The sequence below is a fragment of the Aureibaculum algae genome (assembly GCF_006065315.1).
GTDB classification, from domain to species: Bacteria; Bacteroidota; Bacteroidia; order Flavobacteriales; family Flavobacteriaceae; genus Aureibaculum; species Aureibaculum algae.
In genome coordinates this window covers 2,128,656-2,147,623 of the sequence record NZ_CP040749.1, presented here as the reverse complement: position 1 = coordinate 2,147,623, position 18,968 = coordinate 2,128,656, and the positions used below count along the sequence as shown (strand labels likewise).

Genomic DNA, 18,968 nt, shown 5'->3' with positions numbered 1-18,968 from the left:
TTAAAAAAATATCATAATGAAAGACGGATTATACGCAAAATTCAACACCACCAAAGGTGAAATAATAGTTGAGTTAACATACGACAAAACACCAGGTACAGTTGGAAATTTTGTCGCTTTAGCAGAAGGAAATTTAGAAAACAAGATACTTCCACAAGGAACACCTTACTATGATGGTTTAAAATTTCACAGGGTAATACCTGATTTTATGATTCAAGGTGGTTGTCCACAAGGAACAGGTACTGGAAACCCAGGTTATAGTTTTGATGACGAATTTCATCCTGATTTAAAACATGACAAACCAGGTGTTTTATCTATGGCCAATTCTGGTGTAGCAACTAACGGAAGTCAGTTTTTTATTACGCATGTACCAACACCTTGGTTAGATAATAAGCACACTATATTTGGAAATGTTATAGAAGGTCAAGATGTTGTTGACAGTATTCAACAAGATGACAAAACAGAAAGCATTGAAATTATAAGAGTTGGTAAAGAAGCAGAAGATTTTAACGCTATAGAGGCTTTTAGAACTTTTGAAGGTTCTAGAGCAAAAAGAGAAGCTGAAGAAAAAGAAAAATCTGAAAAATTACTAAGTGATGTTTCTAAAGGTTTTGAAAAAACGGATAGCGGTTTAAGATATAAAATCACGGAAAAAGGAAATGGGAAAAATGCGACCAAAGGAGCTAAAGTTTCTGTTCACTACAGAGGTCAGTTATTAGATGGTACTGTTTTCGATTCATCATTTGAACGTAAAGAACCTATCGAGTTTGCAATTGGTGTTGGCCAAGTTATTGCAGGTTGGGATGAAGGTATTCAACTATTACAAGTTGGAGATAAAGCCCGTATGGTAATTCCTTCTGAATTAGCTTATGGTTCTAGAGGAGCTGGCGGTGTTATTCCTCCAAATGCTCCATTAATCTTTGATGTAGAATTGGTAGATGTGAAATAAAATTCACACAAAGTTTTATAAAAAATTAAAAAAGACTCCACAAAATGGAGTCTTTTTTTATATTTGTAATGTTGTTGCTTCATAATCATTTAATTATAACTAATATGCCAGTAACAGACATCGATATTCTTAAATATCCTATAGGTAAAGCAAAAATACCCACTCCTATTTCTTCTCAACATATTACAGATTGGATTCAAATTTTGGAAGATTTTCCAGAACAATTGACAAAACTAGTAAGCTATTTGAATGATTCGCAATTGGATACACCTTACAGACCGGGTGGTTGGACAGTTAGACAAGTTGTACATCATTTGTCAGATAGCCATTACAACAGTTATATCCGTTTTAAATGGGCACTAACAGAAGTAAAACCTATCATAAAAACCTATTATGAAGATCGCTGGGCTGAACTTAGAGATGGTAAATCTGCCCCCATCCTACTCTCATTAAGATCTTTAGAGGCATTGCATCAAAAATGGGTGTATTTTCTAAAGGGATTAAGTGCAAACGAGTTACAACATACTTTTGTACACCCAGAAACCAATGAAGAAGTTTCTCTTGCCGAAAATATCGGAATTTACGCATGGCATTCAGTCCACCATTATGCACATATTGACGGATTAATAAAAAGAATGCGTTGGTAATCTGTTACTACTTATAAATTATACCATTCTTAAAATTAGGATTTTCACCATTTAGATTAATTAAATAACCGTTTACCACTGCATATTCAATCGTACCATTTTTCTCTAATAAAAACGTCGGATTTCTACCTACATTAATATTCAATTTAGGAGTAGCCTTAGTCACTTTTAATACGGTCATAGGTTTACTCGTATATCTAACATCAGGTAATTTTGCCATTTTAACATAAGCATATCCCTTTTTTAACATCGATAAAGCATTCAGTCTTTCGTAACTTGTACTAGAAGCAATCATAGTTGGGTATAATGTACCTGCAACAATTTTATAACCTTCTGCATCAAAAGTTTCATATCCGTAATAAGTAGACAAATCTCCTAGATCTACAATTCTACCAACATTATAAAAATCTGTATTTTCTCTATTATCAACCTCGATGCGATTGATACCTAAATCTATTTTATAAGGTTTCCCATTTAACTCATAGGTAAGATTTTTAATTTTTAGATTAAATAATTTACGATCATTCTGAGGGATTTTATTGTAATCTTCAACAGCAATATCATTATAATCTCCATTTGCGATGGTATAAATTGCAGAAAGTATAGAAACATAATTTAGTTTTCTAATTTCTTGTTTTTCCACATCATTTAAATACCCACCCGATTCTATTAAAATGGCACTTGTACCCCACTTTGTAATATTATCTCCAAATGCTCTAGGCTCAAAATCATCATTATAACGCCCTACTTGACCTGGGGCATATTTTTGTATAATACTATTCATATAAACAATAACCTTCATGGCATTGGCTCTAACATCGTTTATTTCCTTTTCATAATTATAGGCAGGTGCCAAATATGATATTGTTGCTGGTTTATCTGTTCTCTCAGCGTTGTAATAAGTACTTTGGTCATGTAAATTAAATCCGAATTCAGCATTTAAACTATCTCTAACACGCTTTAATGTTTTTCCTTCTGGTGATTGTAAACGCAATGCATCTCTATTTATATCAACACCCAATGCATTTCTTCTTGTAAAAACTTCCGCTCCATCAGGATTAAGCATTGGCAAAAAGTGCAATGTCAATTTTTTTAATATTTTCTTTTTCTCTTTAGAAAAATCATCACTATCTAAAAAGTTTAAAATATCAAAGATGGCTTGTGTAGCAGTTGGTTCATCACCATGCATTTGTGACCATAAAAAAACATTGGTTTTACCATTACCAATACTTATTAGATTTAAATCGCGACCTTCTATAGATTCTCCAACTTTGTTTACAATAAACTTAGGGTTCTTACGAAATTTATCAACTAATGGCTTTATAGTATTATGCTTAATTCTTCGTTTGTCAAGGCTTACCTCTTTAAACTTTTCATAAGTCTTATAAAGTTCGCTGGTCATTTCTTCAGATTGACCCAACATTAATTCTGTACTTAATAGAATAATAGTTATAAGTAGTATTCTTAATTTCATAGTTTAATTGTCTTGATAGTTGTTCGTTGAAGTTTTACCCTTGGCATTATCATTAAGTTGATTTTAATGCCTCATATAAATCATTTCTTATTTTAAAGGTGTTGGTTTCAAATTTAAGCTTTTTGTAGCACTTTTAACTTTGTTTACAAAATCTACACCAGGATCGGTTTTTTCTGTTCTATAATTAGCATCTTTTTCTAACCATAATGGATGCCCTTCAAAATTAGTATATTCATAATGTCCAATCACATATTGAATAGCATATTTTTTAGTTAAATAAGTAACCAACCATATATTAGCTTTTAATTGAGCCTCCGTCAATGGTGTATCTTTTGTACCTCCTACATTTTCTATGCCAATTGCTGCATGGTTTAATCCAATAACATGTCTAGCCATAAAAGTTTCAGGCATTAACCGATAAATAGTACCATCTTGATCTACTAAAAATTGTGAAGAAACATTCAACCCACTCTTATCAACCAATGCTGGTCTCCAGTTTGGTAAAGCTGATTTATTAAATGCTGTAAAAGATCTTTCTAAAGTAGGAATAGCTGTCCAGTGAAGTACCACCATTTTAGGTTCAATAGTTGGCAACTCTTGTTCTAACCCATAACGATTAGATAAATAAGCTAATGTTAACGCCTTCCTTTCTTCATCAAAAATTATTGGCTTATCCACAATTTTTTGAGCGGATTTACAGGAGAAAAAGGCTATAAAAATAATTAACAATACACTAGATTTCATTGAGTACAATTTTCCACTTTTAACGTTTCAAAAATACTAAACTTAATTACATATAATAATGTATTTTGAAAATTTAAAATAATGCAAAAAAAAACTGTCTTAACTCACCAATGCGTTAAGACAGTTTTTACCCCTTTGTTCTATTAATCTTATAGTATATCTATTATTATAATTTGATTAATATTATTTCACTATTCATTATTAAAACAACTTCTACCCAAAAACTCCTACAAAAAATCAATGTTTTTTTACATTTTTTAGAGGATATTACATAAGCGACTAATTATCAGATTAATAAAATTTACTTTATTTTTCAATAAAAATTTATTTTAATTACTACTTGAAGTTTTTTCTAGGTCTTTTAATAAATCTTCACTCGATTGCGTTACATTATTTACACATTTAATTCCCCATCTTGAAAAGAAAAATAGAAATACCAACATAACGGGGAAATAGATATACCAAATGTTACTTTCAAAGAAAATATCTTTATTATGTATTATTTTACTTGCTAAAGGCATTGCTGTGAATACTAGTAAAAGACTAAAGTAGATACTTGATTTTTGAATCATCATATATCTTTTTTTGTTTCTTGAAAATTTAATTAAAGTCTGCTTATAATTAGTATCATCAAGTGAAACATTTTTCATTTTGAATAAACTATTTAGCGAAATTATAGGCAGTAAAATAAGATACGAAATAGTAAAAACGCCACAAGTAATAAAATACCAGGTATCTAATTTTGAAAAATTTACTAGAATAAATAAGGCTCCAGCAAAGCAGACCAATGCTCCAATCATTTCAGGGAGAGCTATTTTATTTAATTTCGAGTTAATACGTTCTTTAGTCATTTCAATTATTAAATTATCAGTTAATATTTTTTGTTGTTCAACTTCTTTAGATAAATTGGACCAAAGCGATTTCATTTCTTCTAATTCCATATTATTTTAAAATTTGCGTTTTTAATTTTTCTTTAATTCGAGATAATCTGGTACCCACATTTGTGTTTGTAAATCCTGTTATCTCGGCTATTTCATCATAGTTTTTTCCTTCTAAATAAAGTAGAATTATACCTTTTTCAATGATATTTAATTTTTTAATCTGGGTATGTAACAGTTCAATACGATCTTCTATAATGGTATCTTCTTGTTCCGTTTTATACGTAAGTATTTTTTCAATTGGAATTCGAACGCCACCTCTTTTTTCCTTTTTCAAGTAGGTTATTGATGTATTTAAAGCGACCCTATACATCCAGGTGCTAACTTTTGCGTTACCTTTAAAGGTCTTATAAGACTTAAACAGCTGATAAACTATTTCTTGATATAAATCTTGCTGATCTTCTTTGTTGTTGGTATAAACTGAGGTTATTTTAAAAATAATTCCTTGGTTCTCTTTTATAACTTCAGTAAATGCTTGTTTCTTGGTCATTCAAAATTAATTACACTCCATTAGTAGCTGAAGTCTTTGAAAAATCACAAAAAAAATTATTTTTTTATTTTTGTAGTATCGATAACGCCGTATTGTATCTCTAATTTCTTGCGGCCCCACGCTTTCGCTCGCTTAATATCTTTACCCATATAGATATCAATTTTATTTCTCCAACGGTAATGCATTTTATCTTTTACAAGATATGTTCCTTTTATTCCTTCAATTTTTATGGGTGTATTATGCTTTAATCCCATTCTAAGTAAATCTCTAGAAACAGCTATATATGGCATTCCAGGTCGTAGACTATCGCCCCAAGCGGTAATATGTGGATTCCCATCTGTTTGTGCTGTTGTGGAATTATAGGCAGTAGCAGTAACTTTAATTGTTTTCCAAGTAAAAGGATCTTCAATTTTTTTCTTACATCCAATTACAATGGATAAGACCATAAAAAGGCAGATATTCTTTAGCATAATAGTCTATTCAACATTCATTTTGATGAATGAAATTTACTAAAAAATTTCTAAATGATTAAAATGAGCTGTTTTTAATAGAACTAGGTATGTTCTTTCTAAGATGTAAATACCTCCGTAAATTTTATGCCTAAGTTCTTTTGAAGCCCATGAATCAATTGTAATTCATTTGGTAAAATCAATGCCATTGAAACTCCTTTTTTTCCAGCCCTTGCCGTTCTACCACTTCTATGGGTATAATATTCTAGTTGTTCTGGTAATTGGTGGTGAATTACGAAGGCTAAACTATTAACGTCAATACCACGAGCAGAAACATCTGTAGAAATAAGGATTTGTACACTTTCATTTTTAAAAGCTCGCATTACCTTATCACGATCTCTTTGCTGCATGTCACCTTCTAAAGCTCCAACAGAGAAGCCTTCTTCCTTCAAAATATTTGTAAGATTTTGTGTACCTGCTTTTGTTCTGCAAAAAATAATACCGCGTTCTTCAGGCTTACTTTCTAAAAACTGGATGAGCACATCCACCTTTTTCTTTATTGTAGTGATTAAATATTGATGACTAATATTTGAATTGACTAAATTATTTTCGTTTACTGCAATTCGTACTGCCTTTGGCGACATATATTTCTTGATGATACTTTGAATTTCATCAGGCATAGTAGCTGAAAACAACCATGTATTTCTAAGCCCACTTGTATATTTTAAGATGGTATTTAAATCTTGTTTAAAACCCATACTCATCATTTCATCAGCTTCATCTAAAACTAACGTCTTCATGTGTTGTAAATCAATTTCTCCTCTTTCAATAAAATCAATCAATCGTCCAGGAGTAGCAACAACAATGTGGGTCGTACGCTGAATTCTTTTCAATTGAATATCAATTTTTTCACCGCCATAAATACCTTCAGAAAATATTTTTTTTGAATGATACTTCGTAAACCTAAATAATTGTTTCTGTATTTGTTGCACCAACTCTCGTGTAGGAGCCAAAATTAAAGCCTGAATCTCATCTTTAGACGGATCTATTGCTTGTAATATAGGTAGTCCGAAAGCAGCAGTTTTACCGGTGCCTGTTTGAGCTAATCCAATAAAATCTGTTTTTGAACTTAAAAGTACAGGAATAGTTTTTTCTTGAATTTCAGTAGGAACAGTAATTCCTAATTCTTTCAAAGATTTTATATAAGACGATTGAACACCTAAATCAGAAAACGTTGACATAATTTAATGTAATTTTCTGCAAAAGTACGTTTAATAATAGAATTGTTGAGCAGTTTAGCCTTTATTGGCTTTTTTTAGTTGTTTCTTTATTTTGTTAATGGCAGATTCAATAGACTTTTCAGGTTCAATAACATTATATGCTCCCCAAAATTCAGGATCTGAAAACCCTGATGCGGAATCACTTATAACGACAGATTTCTTAAGCTTTTCTCTATTCTTTAACTTCTCATTATCAATATTAAATTTCCAATCAGTTACAGCCATTTCACTCGTTAATGAATAGTTAGAACTAAACCATTTTCGTTTCCGTTTCACTTTAAAACTCAACTGTACATTTCCATAACCATAATAATATTTACCATCTTTCTCACGATAATCAACCCTATAGGCTGCATTGGTTGGATACACTTTAATATCTCTTGGTTTTTTTCGTACAAATAGGTCGCCCGTTAATTCTTTATTTTCAACATTTAAATTGTAAATCGCACTTTTTAACGCTGACGTTTCAACATCTATATATAACTTACCATAATATAAAGGTTCTGTAACGGTATTTAGTTGTTTAAACTGGACTACATAAACCGCTTGACCATTGATTGTTGTTGAATTTGCAAAACTAAATCGATACAAATCAATCATTTCCGAATTAAAAATATATTCAGGGTATTTCATTAAATCTATATATAACGGATTATAAGGGCCTCCTTGCAATTTTAAAGCTACCGTATCTAACTTGTTATAATCTGTACTTTTTCTTGCCTTAAATAGCTCTATATCATCTTGTCTAGATGAGGTATAAGGTTGTTTATACACATTTACAATTGCCTCAGCTAAAGAGGCATTTTTACGACCTTTTTTAATAGTTTCTCTGTAAAAAGCGGTCATTAAGACAGGTTTATTTACATTATTATCAGCTTTTTTCTTTAAGGTAGATTTAACCAAAGCCTTGGCATCATTTGGAGCTACCAATTTAATTTCCCCTAACTTAATGATTGAATTGACCAATTCAATTTCATTACCTTCTGCCTTTAATGTTGTCAATAAAACCTCCTTCGTATTAAATCCGATATAGGATATTACTAACACTCCATCGTTTAGATCTTTCGGGACTTTTAATAGGAATTGGCCATCGGAATTTGTTATGGTACTGATATTTGTTCCTTTAACCGTTAATGTAGCAAAAACCAACGCATTGCCCGTTTCACTATCCAAAACAACACCACCATATTCTATATATTCATTAATATATTCAGCTGGGTCTTCCTGAAAATTTGAAAATGCAAACACTGAACCTGCTGATAAAGTCATGCATATAAAAGAGAACACTATCTTTTTTGAAATTGAAGTAATATTTATAGCTACCATAGATTTAAGTCCAAAATTAAGGTAGTAATTTAATCAAAAAAAGGGAATATTCGACTATAAATTTAACTTTACTAAGGTTAAATTATATTCAACATCTTTTGCGTAGCTTTTATGGCTGAGACAGTTTGATCAGAATCTAACCCTCTTGTTTTAAAAGTTTTATCAGCAGTTTTCCAAGTAATAACAGTTTCACAAAGTGCATCAGAGCTTGATCCTGGTGGAATTCTAACGGCGTAATCGGTAAGTTTAGGTAACATTAACCCTTTACTTTTATAAACCTTACCCAATGCATTCATAAACGCATCAAACTGACCATCACCTTGACAATGCTCTTCAATTAAGACGCCATCAATTTTAACAGAAACGGTTGTTGATGGCTTTAGGCCCTTAGCATGTGTTAACACGTAAGATTCTATTGTAATGCGTTCTTCATAAACATTACTATCCAACACATCAGATATTATATAAGGTAAATCTTCTTTGGTAACGACTTCTTTCTTATCACCCAATTCAATAATACGCTGCGTTACTTTTAAAACATCTTCATCATTCAATTGTAAACCTAGCTCTTGTAAATTTTTTTGAATATTGGCTTTTCCAGATGTTTTTCCTAAGGCATATTTACGTTTTCTACCAAACCTCTCCGGCAATAAATCGTTAAAGTAAAGATTCTTTTTGCTATCACCATCCGCGTGAATACCAGCAGTTTGTGTAAAAACATTATCTCCTAAAACAGGTTTATTAACCGGTATTCTAAAACCAGAGAACGTCTCTACCAATTTACTTACCGTATATAAAGCTTTTTCATTGACACCAATTTCAACATCAGGTAAAAAGTCATTTATTACAGCAACAACACTTGCCAATGGAGCATTACCCGCTCGCTCACCCATTCCATTAACCGTAAGATGCAAACCGTTTACACCTGCCTTTACCCCTTCTAAGGCATTTGCAACGCCCAAATCATAATCATTATGAGCATGGAAATCAATATGCATGTTAGGATATTTAGCACGAATGGCTGAGAGATATTTAAAACTTTCTTCTGGAGATAATACCCCCAAAGTATCTGGTAATAAAATACGTTCTACAGGTTGCGTTTCTAAAAAATCTAAATATTCATAGACATATGCCTCTGAATTACGCATTCCATTACTCCAATCTTCTAAATAAACATTGGTTTTAATTGAAGCGGCTACAGCAAGTTCAATAACTTTTTTTATTTCTGAAAAGTGTTGTTCGGGTGTCTTTTTAAGCTGATATTTTAAATGATTTAAGGAGCCTTTGGTCAGTAAGTTCTGAACTTTGGCTCCTGTATTCTTCATCCACTCAATGGACAATCCATTATCTACAAAAGATAAAACCTCTATTTTATCTAAATAACCTTTTTCTTTAGCCCATTCCGTTATGCTTTTAACCGCATTAAATTCACCTTCAGAAACTCGCGTTGAAGCAACTTCAATTCGATCAACCTTTAGTTCTTCTAATAATAATTGAGCAATGGTCAACTTTTCTGATGAAGAAAATGAAACACCACTAGTTTGTTCACCATCTCGTAAGGTGGTGTCCATGATTTCAATTTTACGCTTGGTCATATAGGTCTGCTGTAGAAAATTATATTAAAAAGGACGTGTTTTTACAAACTCTTGAATCTCTCCCTTTATATTTTGTAAATAGTCTATATCATCAAAACCATTGAGCATGTTTTCCTTTTTATAGGAGTTAATTTCAAACGATTCTGAGGTACCTGAACTTAAAAGTGTAACGGTCTGATTTTGTAAATCTACTTTGATTTCCGTGTCCGGATTTGCTTCAATTGCTCCAAAAATCTCTTGTAAAAATTCTTCGCTTACCTGAACTGGTAAAACACCAATATTCAAACAATTCCCTCTAAAGATATCTGCAAAAAAACTAGAGATTACACATCTGAATCCAAAGTCATATACTGCCCAAGCTGCATGCTCTCGTGAAGATCCTGATCCAAAATTTCTTCCTCCAACTAAAATTTTACCACTGTATTTTGGATCGTTTAAAGGAAAATCAACTTTCGGACTATCATCTGCATTGTATCTCCAATCTCTAAAAAGATTATCTCCAAAACCTTTTCTTTCTGTAGCCTTTAAAAAACGAGCAGGAATGATTTGATCGGTATCCACATTTTCTATTGAAAGTGGGTATGCTGATGTTTGTAAAATATTAAATTTATCGTATGCCATTGTATGGTTATTCTATTATTATACTTATTGTTATTTGGTAGATGCTTACGCCATCAATTCACGTGGATCAGTTACTTTTCCAGTTACTGCTGCCGCTGCTGCCACTAAAGGACTTGCTAATAATGTACGAGAACCGGGTCCTTGACGACCTTCAAAATTTCTATTAGAAGTACTTACTGCATATTTCCCTGCTGGTACCTTATCATCATTCATTGCTAAACAAGCTGAACATCCAGGCTCTCTTAATGCGAAACCTGCATCTGTTAAAATATCTAAAATACCTTCTTCTTTAATTTGAGCTTCAACTTTATGTGAACCTGGTACTAACCAAGCGGTAACATTGTCAGCTTTTTTTCTTCCTTTAACAATAGATGCAAAAGATCTAAAATCTTCTATTCTACCATTAGTACAACTACCCACAAAAACAAAATCTATAGTTTTACCAATCATAGATTCTCCTTGTTCATATCCCATATAGCTCAATGATTTCTCATAAGTAGCTTTTCCATCTTTTACGGTATCTGATTGTGGAATTTGATTAGAAATACCCATACCCATTCCTGGATTGGTCCCATAAGTAATCATGGGTTCTATATCTGAAGCATCAAATGTATATTCTTTATCGAAAGTAGCATCAGCATCTGTTTTCAACGTTTTCCAATACTCCATAGCCTTATCCCAATCTGCTCCTTTTGGTGTAAACTTTCTACCTTTTATATAATCGAATGTTTTTTCATCAGGGGCAATCATGCCACCTCTAGCTCCCATTTCTATACTTAGGTTACAAACGGTCATTCTACCTTCCATAGACATTTCCTCAAATACATCACCTGCATATTCTACAAAATAACCTGTGGCACCTGAAGTTGATAATTGTGAAATAATATATAATGCAACATCTTTAGGTGTAACTGCTTTATTCAGTTTCCCAACGATATTAATTCTCATTTTTTTAGGCTTAGGCTGCATAATACATTGCGTAGAAAGTACCATTTCCACCTCTGACGTACCAATACCAAATGCAATGGCACCAAAAGCACCATGTGTTGATGTATGTGAATCTCCACAAACTATAGTTGCTCCTGGTAACGTAATTCCATTTTCTGGACCTACAACATGAACAATTCCATTATTTTCATGACCTAAGCCCCAATGAAGAATACCGTGCTCTTTAGAATTTTCTTCTAATGCTTTTAACTGATTAGCAGAAAGCGGATCTTCAACAGGTAAATGTTGATTTATAGTTGGTGTATTATGGTCAGCTGTAGCAAAAGTTCGCTTTGGCTCCATAACTTGAATGCCTCTCGTTTTTAACCCCAAGAAAGCAACAGGACTTGTAACCTCATGTATTAAATGTCTGTCGATAAAAAAAACATCTGGTCCTCCTTCAATTTTACGTACTACATGGGCATCCCAAACTTTGTCAAATAAAGTATTACTCATAATCAATCTAATTTTTTTGATATTTTAATAATCTTGCGAATATAAAATTTTATAAAATATCTATAAAATAACTTAATTAGAGATTACGATGTTCAACACCTTATTTCGAGTTTCAAAGTTTACTATTATTCCTATTTTTCAGTCGGTGGTGTAATCATAATATGTGCACCAGCAGTACCTGGAAACATTAACCAAGGATGACCCGGAGCGTTTGGTTTTAATGACAAACCTGTACTTTCTTGAGTCGCAAAGGGCATATAAACAACATATCTATAATGCGTATTTACATTCGTTGCACTTTGAACATCAAAACCACCTTTCTCCCCTTGCAAAACGTGTAATGTTGATGGGTTTTTAGGCAATTTTAATTTACCATCCTTACCTTCTTGTTCTCGTATTGCCCTTAATTCTTGTGTTTTCTTTCCTTCCGCTTTTAATGCTCTGCCTCTTGCCATAAATGGTTCTAGATCTTTATGATATGCCACTACTTGAAATCCCTTTTTATTGGGATTGTCAGCAATACAAATCATGGCATTTGTACCTTCTCTTAAAGTGGTAAAATTTCCATCATCATCATACCCATATACCTTTGCCCCTGCTCTTGTTTCTTCTGGAGCTGCTAAAACAGCTGAAGCAATTTGATGCTCTTTCGTCAACTTTTGATTTGGAACAATTACATTTTCTTCTGTTTTTTCGACCTTTTGCTCTAATTTTTCATTTTCTTCTACCTTTTGTGCGTTTTCTTTAGGTTTTTCACAAGAAATATAAAAAATCATTAATAAAATAATTGGTAAAATGCTTTTAGATAGTTTCATAATTGATATATTTGATTCAAATATAAATAATTATACATATTTTACACCTTAACCAACCTTAAATTTAAATACATGAGAACTACATTGTTTTTAATTACAATTGTCTTTTTAACTTCTTGTAACACAAATAAAAAATCAGATACTTCCGAAACCTCAAAAATCATTTCAGATTCTACTGACATTAAAACTGAAATTGTTGAAACTAAAATAGTAGATACAGTAGCTTACGCCAAAGAAATTCACGAACGCGTTATTACATTAGATACCCATGATGATATTAATGTAGCTAATTTCCTTAAAGAAAAAAATTACACACAACGTTTAGAAAACCAAGTTAACTTGCCTAAAATGGAAGAAGGTGGACTTGATGTGGCATGGTTTATAGTTTACACCGGTCAAGGTAATTTGAATAAAGCAGGTTATAAAAAAGCCTATGCAAATGCAATGGCTAAATTTGAAGCTATTCATAGATTGACTGAAGAAATTGCACCAGATAAAATTGAATTAGCATTAACTTCTGATGACGTTAGAAGAATAAACGCAGCTGGAAAAAAAGTGGCTATGATTGGTGTAGAAAATGGATATCCAATTGGAACAGATATTTCTAATGTAAAGAAGTTTTATGACCTAGGAGCCAGATACATGTCCTTAGCTCATAATGGACATAGCCAATTGGCTGATTCAAATACAGGTGAAAAGGATAATGTATGGTTACATAAAGGTTTAAGTGATTTGGGAAAAGAAGTTATTGCTGAAATGAATAAATATGGAATTATGGTAGACTTATCTCACCCATCTATTGAAGCTAATAAACAAGCTATTGCATTATCTAAAGCTCCAGTTATAGCCTCACATTCAGCCGCAAGAGCTTTATGCGACCATAGCAGAAACTTAAATGACGAAGTATTGCAATTAATTAAAGAAAAGAATGGCGTAGTGCAAACGGTAGCCTTTAAATCGTATGTAAATACCAAGAAACAAAATAAAAGAAATGCTTTTGAAAAATCTATCTACAAAAAGGTATTAGATTCCATGGGTGTAAAGTATTTAGAAAGAAGTGTAGCTAGAAAACTGGCTGAAGCTGACAGAGATGCTTATTATGCAAATTATATGAAAGCTAGATCTGTTGTTAATCGTAAAATGAAAACTATTAAAGATGCACCAGGTGCTGTTGATGTTTCTGATTTTGTAGATCACATCGATTATTTGGTAGATTTGATTGGTATTGACCATGTAGGAATTTCTTCTGATTTTGATGGTGGTGGTGGTATTGAAGGATGGTCAGATGCTTCTGAAACTTTTAATGTAACACTCGAGTTGGTTAAACGTGGTTATACCGAAGATCAGATTAGTAAATTATGGAGTGGTAATTTATTAAGGGTATTAGATGATGTACAAAAAGTGGCTGCAGAATTACAAAAAGTAGCCTAAATACATATCGTTTAAAGACGTATCCTATTACGTCTTTAAACGATAAATAAATCCGCTAATTCATTATCAATTCGTTTTGGTTTTAAAGTTTTGGCATCTATCAAACACCATGTAGTTTTACACTTCACTAAAAGCTCGTCTTCACGATAAATTCGAAAAACCCGATTTGACCTTGCCCCTTTTACATCTTCAATCCAAGTATAAATAGTAATGGTGTCATTGTTAAAGGCTTGCTGCACATAATCAACTTCATGCCGAAGCACAAACCATTGAACGTTTTTCTTTAGTTCATCTGACGCTAGTTTTTCCCAATGCATATTAGCAACCATTTGCGTCCAAGCTAAATAAGCTACATTATTTACATGCCCTAATCCATCTATATCATTTAAGGTAACTTTAAACGAATATTTAAATGACACTTTGTTTTCCGGAACTTTATCAATCATGATATTATAATTATGAATACTAAAATACAATATAAATAGATAACCGTATATAGTTCCTTCATTTTCTTTAGCTTTGTCTTTTTAGTTTGAACTCCACAAAATACCTTCTGTAATGAGCAATTATTTTAAATGGTTTTATAATATTTTAATAACCAATAATGTATCTGAAGATGTAGCCTTATACTTAAACCTTTTGATAAATTTGATTATTTTAATCGTTGTACTCTTATTGATTGATTTTATTCTTAAAAGAATAATCATAAGGGCCTTCAAAGTTTTCACCATTAAAACTAAAACTACTTATGATGACTACTTGGTTCAAAGTAATTTTCCAAAATATATAGCTCATATTATTCCATTTATTATTCTAAGAAAATTAATTCCTTATGTTTTAACTGACTTTGAAATATGGAAAAACTTTTTTATTAAAGCTACAGATGTATATCTCATAATTTTAATGGTTTGGATTTTTAGAAGTCTTTTAAGAACTACAAAAGAATATTTAAAGCAAAAGGACTATTTTAAAGATAAACCCTTAGACAGTTACGCTCAAGTAATCGTAATATTTTTATGGTTTGTAGGAGCCATATTTATTTTTTCTGAAATTACAGGTCAAAGTATCCTTAAATTCTTAGCTACTTTTGGTGCAGCCTCTGCAATTTTGTTACTGATTTTTAGAGATACTATATTAGGTTTTGTAGCAAGTATACAAGTTTCTATCAACGATATGGTTCGTATTGGCGATTGGATAACCATGGATAATTATGGTGCCGATGGAGATGTTGTTGAAATAAATTTAGCTACAGTAAAAGTGTCTAACTGGGATTTAACAATTACTACAATACCAACTTATGCTTTAATCTCTGATTCCTTTAAAAACTGGAGAGGAATGCAAGAAAGTGGTGGTAGAAGAATTAAAAGGGCTTTTATTATTAAAACAAATAGTATTAAATTTTTAACAGATAAGGATCTGAAAAAGTTTTCAAAAATTCAAATTCTTACCGATTATATAGCTCACAGACAATCTGATATTGATAAATACAATACAGAACATAATTCAGACAGATCGGTCATTGTTAATGGCAGAAATCAAACCAATCTTGGGTTATTTAGAAAGTATTGCGATTTATATTTAAATGAGCATTCTGCAATCAATAAAGATATGATGATTATGACGCGTCATCTCGAGCCTACTTCAAAAGGGGTTCCTTTAGAAATTTATACTTTTTCAAAGGATAAAAGATGGATCAACTATGAACATATTATGGCAGATATTTTTGAACACTTGATTGCTACTGTTTCCCATTTTGATTTAGAATTATTTCAAGAACCTAGCTCTAAAGATTTTCAAGAATTGAGTTCGAAATTTAAGTAAGGTTACTTGTTTTTTAATCGATCCGTAACATATTCCATCTCTGTTTTACCATGTGCTTTTGGCTTCCCCTTATCATCAAGATTTGCCATCACAATACTAGAGATCGTTAAAATAGTTTCTTGTGTCATTTTGTTTCTAACCTCACATGCCAAGGTTAAAGATGCCATGCCAAATTTAACTACTTCTATACCTATCTCTATAATATCGCCTTCTCTGGCTGAATTTTTAAAGTCTACTTGAGATATGCGTTTGGTTACTACTTTTGTATTCTCTAATTGAATAATTGTAAACAAGGCTGCTTCTTCATCTATCCAAGACAATAGCCTTCCTCCAAACAAGGTTCCATTAGGGTTTAAATCTTCAGGTTTTACCCATTTTCTAGTGTGAAATTTCATATGCATTAAATTACGATAGAATTACTTTTAAACGTGTTCCTTTTGGTTGATAATACGTGGAGAACTATTCTTCTATATGCTCTATCAAATATACATAATCCTTATTTTTAAATAAAACTTATGCATCATGAATTCTAGAAAAGAACACTTATTAAGTATCAGACCCATCATAAATTATAAAGTCGAAGCTATTTCTGAAATAGAAAAATTTCAAAACACTACACTTAGACCCATATTAAAATTTCAGAATGAGCTCTTAATAGCCATTTTTAAAGCATATATAAAACGCTATAAAAATGCCTTTTATGAGTTACCTATTGAAGGGAAAATGAATTATATAGACAATGCAGTACAGAAAGACGCAAAATTCAGAAATTCCCTAAAGGGTTTAGTTACAGGAATGTTTACCTTAGATGAATATCAATATTACTCGGAAAATTCATCAGAAATTAGTAAAAGAATGATGCAAATGATTAGTGAAAGGTTGAAAGATCAATTACAACTATTTGAAAACTAAATAGCGTATTGCCAACCCTATGATAATACAAATGGCAAAACTCATTAAGGTACCTATTAATACATATTCCGTTTGTTTTCTTGCCCCTTTTGTATCACTAAACCTTAATATGGACTTCGCTCCTATCAAGAACCCTATTGCGGCAAAATTATTAATTAAAATAAAGGTCAATACCAATATACGTTCAAAAATTCCGATATAACGCCCGGCTTTATTCAAGCTACTTTGTGCTTCTTCGTTTGATATTTCCTTTTGCCAACGCTCCGTTGCTTTACCAATAATGAAACCCACAGGAAATATCACAATTAAATATCCTGTGAAAATGGCTAAGGCTTGTGTTGAAGTAAAAAATGTAGCTATTGCAGGCAATACTTCTGAAAATCCATTAATTAAGTATAACCAGGCGATAACAAGTATAATTAAATGTAAAATTTGATCAATTATAAAGTACTTTAAATTATCCTTCTTTTGATGTAACTTCCATAGGTCAATAAAAAAATGTGTGATCACGATAACTATTGGAATTAACAACTGATTCCAATCTTGTAAAATTATATAGGTTAATACACCCGCCAATAAACTATGAGCATATAAATACCATGACTTGCCCTTATAATTGCGTTTGTGCTTCACCATTTTAGTATTTTGAAATACAAAATCGGTCAAGACATGAGCTAATAACAATTGCAATATGATAAGAATGTTGTCCATATAGTTATTCTATTTTTTTCTAATAATCATTTTAAGTGTTCGTATAGTTACCAATGGCAGACTTATAACGTTGTAATAATAGGGCTACAGCATCCCAATTGGCTGCTTTTTTCCGATGATTAACCGCAGATTGATTTATACCTAGTATTTCTGCTACCTCCGTTTCTTTTTTACCTTTTAGTAAATAATAAGCCACCTCAGCAGATGCAACACTCCATTTACTAGTAACACTATCTAACAAAGCGAAATGCACATTAAACTCATCGTTTAAATTTTCATCAGCCGTTTTTAATAGTAAACGTGGATAATCTCCTTTCATACTATCTAATGTTCTTCCTGAAAAATGGAACGCTTCGCCATTAGATTCTAAAATTGATTCTCTTTTTAAATTAATATTACCAATACCTATAGCAATTCTAAAATCTGTTAATCCACTTATTTTCTTATTTTTTGTTGGAATTTTATTAACGGCTGTCTTTACCGTAAGCACCACTTCTAAAGCTCGTGAAGAATCTAACACAACGCCCTGAAAACTATCGCCTCTGAATATTTTAAAATCCGCATCATAGGCAGTTCTAAAGTATTCAAATTCTGTATTTACCACATTAAGTATCGCATCTAAATGCTGTGGTGGATAGTTGGTAGAGTCTATTAAGTCTCCTGTAATTACGGTTTTCATACTACAAATATATAAAAAATATTAGCCCACAGGCTAATAATGACTAAATATTAGCCTACAGACTAATAATGATATAATATTAGCCTATAGACTAATAATAATTAATTGCTGTTTTTAAGATTTAAAGTATATTGCGTAATAATTTGAAACATGGCTAAAACAGAATATAGTGTATATGTGATAGAGCTATCTAAACGTGTTTTTACCGATAATAGAAGGTTTAGAGCTGCCAACCCACAATTTAATGGCGTACTCCAATGTCTTTATGTGGGTATGACAAGTAAGACTCCTGAAGACCGTTTCAAACAACACAAAACTGGCTATAGAAATAAAAAAGGGCATAAACTATCTTCAAATATTGTTGAAAAATATGGTATGTATTTGCGTCCCAGTTTATACAATCATATAAACCCTATAAAAACAAGAGCTGAGGCCTTAAAAATGGAAGCACAATTGGCGTTGGAACTAAGAAGAATGTGTTATGCCGTTTGGTATAATTGAGACAGACTAACTTGATTGAGAGGATTAGCATCATTTATCTACCATACTCATAAAAATATGCAGTAATAACATTCAAAAGATTGCCACGTCGCATAATCATTTCTATTTAACGAGTATATTTTTATATTGCTCCTCGCAATGA

General features: G+C 31.8%; 21 protein-coding genes. 6 read left to right on the top strand and 15 right to left on the bottom strand.

The window, feature by feature from the left end:
- Positions 1–16: 16 nt before the first annotated feature.
- Together FF125_RS08890 and FF125_RS08885 are read left to right on the top strand one after the other, a co-directional pair.
- Positions 17–949, top strand: a complete 933-nt coding sequence (locus FF125_RS08890; RefSeq protein WP_138949436.1) for a peptidylprolyl isomerase — start codon at positions 17–19, stop codon at positions 947–949.
- Between the two features lie 104 nt (positions 950–1,053).
- Positions 1,054–1,596: a YfiT family bacillithiol transferase gene (locus tag FF125_RS08885; protein ID WP_138949435.1), complete on the top strand. Its 543-nt coding sequence runs from the start codon at positions 1,054–1,056 to the stop codon at positions 1,594–1,596.
- 7 nt (positions 1,597–1,603) lie between these two features.
- On the opposite strand, the gene FF125_RS08880 is transcribed toward FF125_RS08885, so the two are convergent.
- The 11 genes from FF125_RS08880 to FF125_RS08830 form a co-directional block, all read right to left on the bottom strand.
- A complete protein-coding gene (locus tag FF125_RS08880) occupies positions 1,604–3,070 on the bottom strand; it encodes a M14 family zinc carboxypeptidase (protein WP_138949434.1) in 1,467 nt (488 codons plus the stop codon).
- An 87-nt stretch (positions 3,071–3,157) separates the two neighbouring features.
- Complete coding sequence (locus FF125_RS08875; protein ID WP_138949433.1) at positions 3,158–3,814, bottom strand: peptidoglycan recognition protein family protein; 657 nt, start codon at positions 3,812–3,814, stop codon at positions 3,158–3,160.
- 329 nt (positions 3,815–4,143) lie between these two features.
- Positions 4,144–4,755, bottom strand: coding sequence for a hypothetical protein (locus FF125_RS08870; protein ID WP_138949432.1), 612 nt, complete (start codon positions 4,753–4,755; stop codon positions 4,144–4,146).
- A 1-nt stretch (position 4,756) separates the two neighbouring features.
- Positions 4,757–5,242 carry an RNA polymerase sigma factor gene (locus tag FF125_RS08865; protein ID WP_138949431.1) on the bottom strand — a complete coding sequence of 162 codons (486 nt, stop codon included), beginning with the start codon at positions 5,240–5,242 and terminating at the stop codon, positions 4,757–4,759.
- A gap of 56 nt (positions 5,243–5,298) precedes the next feature.
- Positions 5,299–5,712 carry a 3D domain-containing protein gene (locus FF125_RS08860; RefSeq protein WP_175418897.1) on the bottom strand — a complete coding sequence of 138 codons (414 nt, stop codon included), beginning with the start codon at positions 5,710–5,712 and terminating at the stop codon, positions 5,299–5,301.
- A 98-nt stretch (positions 5,713–5,810) separates the two neighbouring features.
- Positions 5,811–6,932: a DEAD/DEAH box helicase gene (locus FF125_RS08855; protein WP_138949430.1), complete on the bottom strand. Its 1,122-nt coding sequence runs from the start codon at positions 6,930–6,932 to the stop codon at positions 5,811–5,813.
- 54 nt (positions 6,933–6,986) lie between these two features.
- Positions 6,987–8,240, bottom strand: a complete 1,254-nt coding sequence (locus FF125_RS08850; RefSeq protein WP_175418896.1) for a carboxypeptidase-like regulatory domain-containing protein — start codon at positions 8,238–8,240, stop codon at positions 6,987–6,989.
- Positions 8,241–8,374: 134 nt separating this feature from the next.
- Entirely contained in the window at positions 8,375–9,892 is a 1,518-nt protein-coding gene (locus tag FF125_RS08845; RefSeq protein WP_138949428.1) for an alpha-isopropylmalate synthase regulatory domain-containing protein, read from the bottom strand.
- A gap of 24 nt (positions 9,893–9,916) precedes the next feature.
- Positions 9,917–10,513 carry a 3-isopropylmalate dehydratase small subunit gene (gene leuD, locus FF125_RS08840; protein WP_138949427.1) on the bottom strand — a complete coding sequence of 199 codons (597 nt, stop codon included), beginning with the start codon at positions 10,511–10,513 and terminating at the stop codon, positions 9,917–9,919.
- Positions 10,514–10,558: 45 nt separating this feature from the next.
- Positions 10,559–11,956, bottom strand: a complete 1,398-nt coding sequence (leuC, locus tag FF125_RS08835) for a 3-isopropylmalate dehydratase large subunit (protein ID WP_138949426.1) — start codon at positions 11,954–11,956, stop codon at positions 10,559–10,561.
- Positions 11,957–12,087: 131 nt separating this feature from the next.
- Positions 12,088–12,771, bottom strand: a complete 684-nt coding sequence (locus FF125_RS08830) for a hypothetical protein (RefSeq protein WP_250629717.1) — start codon at positions 12,769–12,771, stop codon at positions 12,088–12,090.
- 72 nt (positions 12,772–12,843) lie between these two features.
- On the opposite strand from FF125_RS08830, the gene FF125_RS08825 reads away from it, so the two are divergent.
- Positions 12,844–14,202 (top strand): dipeptidase, encoded by a 1,359-nt coding sequence (locus FF125_RS08825; protein WP_138949425.1) that lies wholly within the window; start codon positions 12,844–12,846, stop codon positions 14,200–14,202.
- A gap of 35 nt (positions 14,203–14,237) precedes the next feature.
- Here the strand turns inward: FF125_RS08825 and FF125_RS08820 are convergent, their stop codons facing one another.
- The gene (locus FF125_RS08820; RefSeq protein WP_138949424.1) at positions 14,238–14,648 is read right to left on the bottom strand and encodes an acyl-CoA thioesterase; all 411 of its coding nucleotides are present in this window, start codon (positions 14,646–14,648) and stop codon (positions 14,238–14,240) included.
- Between the two features lie 112 nt (positions 14,649–14,760).
- Between FF125_RS08820 and FF125_RS08815 the strand changes: the two genes are divergently transcribed.
- On the top strand, positions 14,761–16,023 hold the full coding sequence (locus FF125_RS08815) for a mechanosensitive ion channel family protein (protein ID WP_138949423.1): 1,263 nt from the start codon (positions 14,761–14,763) through the stop codon (positions 16,021–16,023).
- A 2-nt stretch (positions 16,024–16,025) separates the two neighbouring features.
- Here FF125_RS08815 and FF125_RS08810 read toward each other — a convergent pair whose 3' ends face one another.
- Positions 16,026–16,418: an acyl-CoA thioesterase gene (locus tag FF125_RS08810; protein WP_117880377.1), complete on the bottom strand. Its 393-nt coding sequence runs from the start codon at positions 16,416–16,418 to the stop codon at positions 16,026–16,028.
- Positions 16,419–16,545: 127 nt separating this feature from the next.
- On the opposite strand from FF125_RS08810, the gene FF125_RS08805 reads away from it, so the two are divergent.
- Entirely contained in the window at positions 16,546–16,935 is a 390-nt protein-coding gene (locus FF125_RS08805; protein WP_138949422.1) for a glyoxalase, read from the top strand.
- Here the strand turns inward: FF125_RS08805 and FF125_RS08800 are convergent.
- Together FF125_RS08800 and FF125_RS08795 are read right to left on the bottom strand one after the other, a co-directional pair.
- Entirely contained in the window at positions 16,921–17,646 is a 726-nt protein-coding gene (locus FF125_RS08800; protein ID WP_138949421.1) for a DUF3307 domain-containing protein, read from the bottom strand. The two genes, FF125_RS08805 and FF125_RS08800, sit on opposite strands and share 15 nt — an antisense overlap.
- Positions 17,647–17,677: 31 nt before the next feature.
- Positions 17,678–18,325: a SatD family protein gene (locus FF125_RS08795; protein WP_138949420.1), complete on the bottom strand. Its 648-nt coding sequence runs from the start codon at positions 18,323–18,325 to the stop codon at positions 17,678–17,680.
- A 150-nt stretch (positions 18,326–18,475) separates the two neighbouring features.
- Between FF125_RS08795 and FF125_RS08790 the strand changes: the two genes are divergently transcribed.
- The gene (locus FF125_RS08790; protein WP_138949419.1) at positions 18,476–18,826 is read left to right on the top strand and encodes a GIY-YIG nuclease family protein; all 351 of its coding nucleotides are present in this window, start codon (positions 18,476–18,478) and stop codon (positions 18,824–18,826) included.
- Positions 18,827–18,968 lie beyond the last annotated feature (142 nt).